At 33.4% G+C, this 7,892-nt stretch carries 7 protein-coding genes and 1 pseudogene; 5 read left to right on the top strand and 3 right to left on the bottom strand.

Annotated elements, in window-relative coordinates:
* Positions 1–2,047: choice-of-anchor L domain-containing protein (locus WFZ85_RS15500; protein WP_342697174.1), on the bottom strand; the 2,047-nt coding region annotated here is incomplete at its 3' end.
* Between the two features lie 125 nt (positions 2,048–2,172).
* On the opposite strand from WFZ85_RS15500, the gene WFZ85_RS15495 reads away from it, so the two are divergent.
* The 3 genes from WFZ85_RS15495 (at position 2,173) to WFZ85_RS15485 (ending at position 6,195) form a co-directional block, all read left to right on the top strand.
* Complete coding sequence (locus WFZ85_RS15495) at positions 2,173–3,069, top strand: NifU family protein (protein WP_342697173.1); 897 nt, start codon at positions 2,173–2,175, stop codon at positions 3,067–3,069.
* Positions 3,070–3,229: 160 nt separating this feature from the next.
* Positions 3,230–5,251: a thioredoxin domain-containing protein gene (locus WFZ85_RS15490; protein ID WP_342697172.1), complete on the top strand. Its 2,022-nt coding sequence runs from the start codon at positions 3,230–3,232 to the stop codon at positions 5,249–5,251.
* A gap of 125 nt (positions 5,252–5,376) precedes the next feature.
* Entirely contained in the window at positions 5,377–6,195 is an 819-nt protein-coding gene (locus tag WFZ85_RS15485) for a mechanosensitive ion channel family protein (protein ID WP_342697171.1), read from the top strand.
* A gap of 177 nt (positions 6,196–6,372) precedes the next feature.
* On the opposite strand, the gene WFZ85_RS15480 is transcribed toward WFZ85_RS15485, so the two are convergent.
* Positions 6,373–6,669, bottom strand: a complete 297-nt coding sequence (locus tag WFZ85_RS15480) for an isoamylase early set domain-containing protein (RefSeq protein WP_342697170.1) — start codon at positions 6,667–6,669, stop codon at positions 6,373–6,375.
* 238 nt (positions 6,670–6,907) lie between these two features.
* Here WFZ85_RS15480 and WFZ85_RS15475 point away from each other — a divergent pair, with 238 nt between their 5' ends.
* Positions 6,908–7,246, top strand: a complete 339-nt coding sequence (locus tag WFZ85_RS15475; protein WP_342697169.1) for a 2TM domain-containing protein — start codon at positions 6,908–6,910, stop codon at positions 7,244–7,246.
* Positions 7,243–7,731 (top strand): dihydrofolate reductase, encoded by a 489-nt coding sequence (locus WFZ85_RS15470; protein WP_342697168.1) that lies wholly within the window; start codon positions 7,243–7,245, stop codon positions 7,729–7,731. Before WFZ85_RS15475 ends, WFZ85_RS15470 begins: the two co-directional genes overlap by 4 nt.
* Before the next feature lie 50 nt (positions 7,732–7,781).
* Here the strand turns inward: WFZ85_RS15470 and WFZ85_RS15465 are convergent.
* Positions 7,782–7,892: pseudogene (locus WFZ85_RS15465) on the bottom strand (IS982 family transposase); the annotation flags it as partial.

The following is a 7,892-nucleotide window of genomic DNA, read 5'->3' as shown; positions in this document are numbered from 1 at the left end:
CAAAACATGCTATCCCGTCGTTATTATTACTGTCATCACAAACTACTAAAGGACTAGGAGTAACTATCGTTGGTGCGGTGTTTACCGTTACTACTGCTGAACCCGTTTGTGGCTGGGAACAGGTGGATGATAAATTAGATATTGATAATAAATTATAACTTACTGTCGCTGTCAAGGGTTGGGTGGCGATTGATGCGTTTCCACTCGAGCTTAAATTAATTATTTGACTAGGATCTGAATTAATATTGTAAGTTACTTGAGAGTTAGGTGTGCCATTAAAAACTATTGTCGCGGATTCATTGGGACAAACAGATGGAACCGATGAAATTGTCACTGATGGAATTGAATTTACAATTAATTGAAAACTTGTAGTTCCAAAATTTGTAGGCAAAGCATTTTCTTGTAACCTAACATAAATTGTTTGACCATTACTACCTGTAAAAGAGTTTATTGGATTAATTGCACCAGAACCACTATTTGCTTCAGCCTGGCTGGTATGATATGAAATAGTATAATCTAAAGGATTATTGGTTCCATAGATAATTGAGGATTGTGATGTGAAATCAAAAGTTGTAAAACCTGAGTTAAAAGAACTCTCACACAAAGTAAGATTTGGTGGTGTTAAAGGAACGGGGCTAACTATACATAGAGAAGGATCTATTTGTAGGTCAAATTCCGTCGTTACTATACAACCAGTATTATTATCTTCAACCCCAACATAAATGGTTTGTCCGTCAAATCCATTGAAATTGGTTGCGTTAAAAATAGGCGATGCTAATTCTTGCGCGTCTGCAAGGGTTTGATGAAAAGAAATTGGATTGGAAGCTCCATTCAATATTAGAGCTGAATTATCTGTCAGATTAAATGGCGCAGCACACTCCACTAAATCATTTGGAACACCGATACTCGCTGTTGCAAGATATTCAACAACCATGCAGTCTGTCTGTTGACAACCGCCTGGAAAGGTTATGGTAACACAGTAAGTTCCTTGATCCGTTATTGTATAGTTAAAAAAAGTAGCACCGGCGATTGGGTTTCCATTTAAGGCCCACGAATAAGTCGCACCAGGTATTGGAACTGAACCTGCCTGAGCAAGAACGGTTTTACTTCCACAGATAGCATTAGTGCCCGAAAAGTCTTGGATTCCGTCGAATTCTCCAGTTCCAGTAATTTCAGCAGAACCAATATTAAAACTTCCACCACCAAGAAAAACAGCTGAGTCAAAAGACCCGTCATTTAAGTCCGCTATAACCAACTTTATACGATAAACATGATTCGGAATTACAGGCGATGTTGCCGTCATCAAAGCAGTTTGTCCATTAAAATTTGTTGCAGAGGTAGCGGCATTAGTACCTTGGTTATTTGAACCAAAATAGGTAACATTTTCTGGCCCACAACTAGCATTGGCATCATCGCGGATAGTCGTTACAGAAATTGGATCGGTTGTATTCGGTACTAATGCCAAATTTATGGCAGGTGTTCCAGCGGTTAAATCACTTAAGAAAAAGGCAAATGCATCAGAATAAGTACACTGAAAAGCACCATACTCCTCTGACGCAAAAAGAAAATCAAAACTCATTTGATTGGTCAAAGGAGTAAAATCAAATTCTAAAATCGTTGCATTAAAATAATTATCTGAGGGATCGATAATGTTTAAATCCAAAATATAATTATATAAATCAGTATCGCCAAACCACGTATTAGTAGTTCCAGGAAAAGTATACAGTCCTTGACTTAATGTTGTAGTGTTTGGTCCTGGAGCACTTAATGCATTTCCTGTTGAAAGTATCACACCCGATGCAAGAGGAAAATTAGGATTAGTATTTTGAAAAAAACCTATCCCATTTTCAGAGTTAAAGTTTGTTCCCGTTAACCAATTAATATTTGAGATTGCACCAACGCACGATGAATTTGCTGTACCTGGAGCAAATAAAACATCCTGAACCAACTGAGGAACAGTATAAGTAGTTGTATTAACGGTTATTGGTTGCGCAACAGATGATACAAAACTGATGAAGAAAAAAAAGAAAAAGAAAAGTTGTTTCATTCAAAAAAATTTAAGTCAATACCTTGAACTCTAAACCCAAAAGTGTTAAGAAAGTGTTTAATTTCCAAATATAAGTATTCGTAGAAAATAACTTTGTTAAATTTGCAGAAAAAATTTCTACACACATGAAAATCAATATAAGACAAACCCAAAATCCAGCAATTTTAAAATTCGAATTTCCCGATTTTATTACTGAAAATCAGAGCTTTGAATTCAAAAATATCGACGAAGCCAAAAATTCTCCGCTAGCACAACAACTTTTCTATCTCCCTTTCGTTAAAACAGTATATATATCAGGAAATTTCATTGCTATAGAAAGATATAATATTGTAGATTGGGCTGATGTACAATATGACGTCGCTGAACAAATAGAAACTTTTATCATTAATGGCGGTGTAATCGTTCTACCATCAGAAAACAAAACAAAAAAACAACCTATCACAGTGTATGGCGAAACTACGCCTAACCCTGCTTCATTAAAATTTGTAGTCAATAAAGCGCTCACAAAATCAGCTGCAGAATTTAAAAATATCGACGAAGCAAAACCATCACCGCTTGCACTAGAATTGTTTAAATTCCACTTTGTTAAAGAAATTTTTATTGCCGAGAATTACATCTCAGTAACAAAATATGACAGTATTTCATGGGATGAAATAACATTAGAGCTACGCACATTTATCAAACAATTTATTGAAAACGGCGGAACGGTTTTAGACGAAACTCTAATTGTAGATGATGTAAAGCAAGAAAAACAGCAAATCAAAAACTTCGAATCGCTCGACACCACATCTCAACAAATAATCAATATTTTAGAAGAATATGTGAAACCCGCCGTTGCAGCCGATGGTGGAAATATCCTTTTTGACTCTTATGACAAAAACGAAAAAAGGGTGAAAGTAGTATTACAAGGAGCATGCAATGGCTGTCCTTCTTCAACTTTCACTTTAAAAAGTGGCATAGAAAATATGTTAAAAGACATGCTAAACGACAAAGACATCATCGTAGAAGCACTCAATGGATAATATTATTTAATAATAAAAATTATCTTTTAGCATTCAATACTTGGCGCTTAATTATTTAATTATAAGAAGCTACTTCCAGCTATCCGTTACAATCTTTTCTTTTTTTTAAAGAAAAAAAAAGAAAAGGATTTACACTTCTATCTGGGCTAAACTATCTACTATGAACGAGCTACACCTTGAAACCAGTCCATATCTATTACAACACGCCAATAATCCTGTGCATTGGAAAGCGTGGAACCAAAATTCTTTGACACTTGCCAAAAAATCCAATAAACTACTCCTCATAAGCATAGGTTACTCTGCCTGTCATTGGTGTCATGTGATGGAACACGAAAGTTTTGAAAACGAAGAAGTTGCGTCAGTAATGAATGCTCATTTTATAAACATAAAAATCGACCGTGAAGAACGTCCTGATATTGATGCTGTTTATATGAAAGCCATACAAGTAATGACTGGTCATGGCGGTTGGCCAATGAATGTAGTTGCATTGCCTGACGGAAGACCAATTTGGGGTGGAACTTATTTTAGAAAAAACGATTGGATAAATTCCCTAGAAAAACTACACGAACTTTACATCAATAATCCACAAACAATTTTAGACTACGCCGAAAAACTGCATGAAGGCTTACAATCCTTGAATATTATTCCAACTCAAAATTCAGCCAATACTTTCGATTTTGAAACACTAGAAAAATTGGTAGAAAAATGGCAAAAAAGCTTCGATTGGGAATATGGTGGCATGGCTCGCGCACCCAAGTTTATGATGCCTACTAACTATGAATTTCTCTTACGATATGGTTATCAAACTAAAAACAAAAAACTATTAGATTTTGTTGATTTAACGCTTACCAAAATGGCTTCTGGTGGTTTGTTTGATATCATCGATGGCGGTTTTTCAAGATATTCAGTCGATATGAAATGGCATGTACCCCATTTTGAAAAAATGCTCTACGACAATGGTCAATTAGTATCATTGTATGCAAATGCTTATAAACTTACTGGAAACAAATTATATGAAGAAGTCATCATAAAAACACTTAAATTCGTGGAAAAAGAATGGCTCACAGACGAAGGAAGTTTCTATGCAGCACTTGATGCCGATAGTTTAAACAATAAAGGGAAACTCGAGGAAGGTGCTTTTTATGTTTGGACCAAAGAAGAATTACAAACTATACTTCAAGATGATTTTGAGTTATTCTCCATTGTTTTTAATGTGAACGAATTTGGGTTTTGGGAACACGATAACTACGTTCTGATCCAAAATCAAACACTACAAAATGTCGCAAAACAGCAAAACATTACCCTTGAAATTCTTCAACAAAAGAAAAATAATTGGGAAGAAAAATTATATTCTATTCGTGAAAAACGAAGCAAACCGCGCTTAGATGACAAGTCTTTAACATCGTGGAATGCCATCATGCTGAAAGGATTTGTTGATGCCTACAAAGCATTGGGCGAAGAAAAATTTTTAAAAACTGCTGTTCAAAATGCAAAATTTATAACCAACTATCTCTGGTCAACAGAAGGAAACCTGTTCCGAAACTTTAAGAACGATAAAGCAACAATTAATGGTTTTCTTGAAGATTATGTTCATGTCATCGACGCTTTTATTGCCTTATACGAAGCAACTTTAGATGAAATCTATTTAAAAAATGCCAAACAACTAACCGACTACTGTTTCGACTTTTTTTATGACAAAAAAGCACAATTCTTTTCGTTTACTTCAAAGGATGATGATGCGCTAATCACGGCTCATTTTGAAGTAGAAGACAACGTAATTCCAGCGGCAAACTCTGTTATGGCTCATAATTTATTTCGTTTAAGCATTTATTTCAACAACATTTATTACGAAACAATTTGTCAACAAATGCTTCAAAATATATTGCCAACTATTGATTATCCCTCGGCATTTTCTAATTGGCTGAATGCACTTTTACATTTTTCAGAGCAAAATAAAGAATTAGCCATCTGTGGGAACAATGCTCACTCCTATTTGCAAAAATTAAATAAAAACTATCTTCCCAATATTGTCATAGCAGGAAGTAATTCGGTGTCAAATCTTCCGTTTTTAAAAAATCGGTTTTCAGAAAAGGAAACACTTTTTTATTTATGCCAAAACAAAACATGTGATATTCCAACCAAAAATTTTGAAGAAATATTGCATCAAATAAAACTTGAATAATTGAAGTAGAGCTATATTTTTTTGTAGCAACCCAAAAAAATTCATCGTTAAAATTACTACTTTTGTTATCCAAATTATCCCGAAAATAGAGGTTTTTTTCTAAAAAACAATTCAAAACTAAAGCTATGTTATACATCAATTCATTTAGCACTTACGCTGATACTTTTTTGAATGTACTTATCGACTACTCGCCGCGAATAATATCTGCATTTGTAATATTGTTTTTGGGTTTATATGCTATTCGAATCATCAATCGTTTGGTCAAAAAAATGATGCTCAAAAGAGAACTTGAGCCAACATTGTCTAAATTTCTTGCCGACATTTTACTTTGGGTTTTGCGCATATTGCTGTTTGTCTCGTTTATTTCAAAACTAGGTATCGAAACCTCATCTTTCGTAGCAGTTCTTGGTGCAGCAGGTTTAGCAGTAGGCTTGTCTTTACAGGGTTCGTTATCAAATTTTGCTGGAGGAATGCTGATTATTTTGTTTAAACCTTTTAGAGTAGGCGATACTATTTCGGCACAAGGAGTAATAGGAACAGTAAGCGAAATACAAATTTTTGTTACTAAACTTATAACTGTAAATAATCAAACCATTTTTATACCCAACGGAATATTGTCTAATGGCGTTATTACTAATTATTCAATAGAAGGAATTTGTAGAGCCGATTTAGTATTCTCACTTTCTTACGAAACAAATATTAAGACTGCTAAAGAAATCGTAATGCAGGTAATGCACAACCAACCCCAAATTTTAAAAAATCCAGAACCAACTGTAGTTGTTAAAAACCTTACGGACAACTCAATTCTTTTAGGTGTTTATCCTTGGTCAAAAAATCAAGATGCTATTACTACTTCATCGGATGTATATGAAAATTGTCTTACCGAATTTCACAAAGCTGGAATTATAATTCAGCCATTTGCCCGAGAAGCGTCAAAGGAATAAAAATAGCATGTGTAAAAACTTTCAAACTTTTAAATTCCTTAAAAATAGTATAAATTGACTCTATTTTGACTACACCATTAGATGTTTGAGTTAAAATTTGAGATAGTTACAAATTTTAGAACAAAAAAAAGTCCGTTTCATAAATCGAAACGGACTTTACGTTTTAACCAAACAAATTTACAACGCTAAAACACTATTCTCTGCACCAGCAAATTCGTTATAAGCATAACTATCTGCTTCTGGCTCGTTTATATATTGACCATCAATTAAATACTTAAACTCAAAAGTTTTGTCTTTTGGTAAATCAAAAGTAGCTTTGAAAGTTCCTGTTTTTAACTTTGATAATTCACCTTCTGATGGATTCCAATTGTTGAAATCACCAATTACTGCGGCTGTAGTAGCTTCTTTTGCTTCTATTGAAAATGTAACTTTAACAACCGGTTTTGTTTTTATAACTTGTTTTTTAATAGCCATAACTAATTCATTTATAGATTACTGTGGCAAAGTTAAAATGTTTTGGTATACGTTTTACAGCGATAATCATTTTTAGGAATTTAATAAAAACTATCACAATTAAAAAGAAGATGTGTAATTTTATATTACATTATTTTTTAATCCTCGATTAAGAAAACGTTTTCCTAAAACAATTTGATAAAGTGGGATTTCTTAATTTTAAAAATAAATTTTACCTTTAATGACAAATTTTTACCTTATGGATAACAATCAGCATGAATTATACGAATATGCAAGAGACAGAATTAAACAAAAAAAACAGTTGTCAATCCATTTAATTCTTCTTGTAATAGGCAGTTTGTTTCTATTTGTAGCTAACAAATGGCTTTCATTCTATCCCGAAGTTAATTGGTGGATTTGGACAAGCACGATTTGGGTGTTTATTTTTTTCTTTCATACAGTCAAAGTTTTTATCACCGACAGTTTTATGAATAAAAATTGGGAAAGAGCCCAAATCGATAAATTAATGCTAAAACAAGCCAAAAAAATTGAACAGCTAAACAATGATTTAGAAAATGCTAAACCACCAGTAAAATGATTATACTTATAGCAGCCATTGCAGAGAATAACGCCTTGGGAAAAAACAATCAATTGTTATGGCATTTACCCGATGATTTTAAACGATTTAAAAATACCACTTCTGGGCATTTCATTATCATGGGTAGAAAAACTTTTGAAAGTTTCCCTAGACCTTTGCCTAATAGAACCCATGTCATTATTTCACGTCAAAAAGATTTTAATATTCCCGATTGCATTGTGGTCAATTCGTTAGACGATGCCATAAAAGCCTGTCCAAAAAATGAAACAATTTTCATCATTGGTGGTGGAGAAATTTACAATCAATCTATCGAAATAGCAGATACGCTTGATATAACGCGTGTGCATCACTCCTTTGATGCGGATACTTTTTTCCCTGAAATTGACTTGACTAAATGGAAATTAACGTCACAAGACTTTCATCCTAAAGACGAGAAACACAACTACGACTTCACTTTTGAAACCTATTCGAGAATAAATAACTAAATGTTGACTTGATATTTAAATTGAATAAATCGTAAACCCGTTGGGTGTAATTAAATTATTTGATTTTTAATATTGTTTATTGGTCTATCAAAAATGAATTTATTGATATATTGAACCAATGTTAATGCTGTTATTTTGGCTAAAATTCTTGTTTTAAAACC

This window comes from Flavobacterium aureirubrum, from assembly GCF_038739835.1.
Lineage (GTDB): Bacteria > Bacteroidota > Bacteroidia > Flavobacteriales > Flavobacteriaceae > Flavobacterium > Flavobacterium aureirubrum.
Note: the sequence above shows the minus strand (reverse complement) of the source record. Positions and strands in the feature narration are given on the sequence as shown.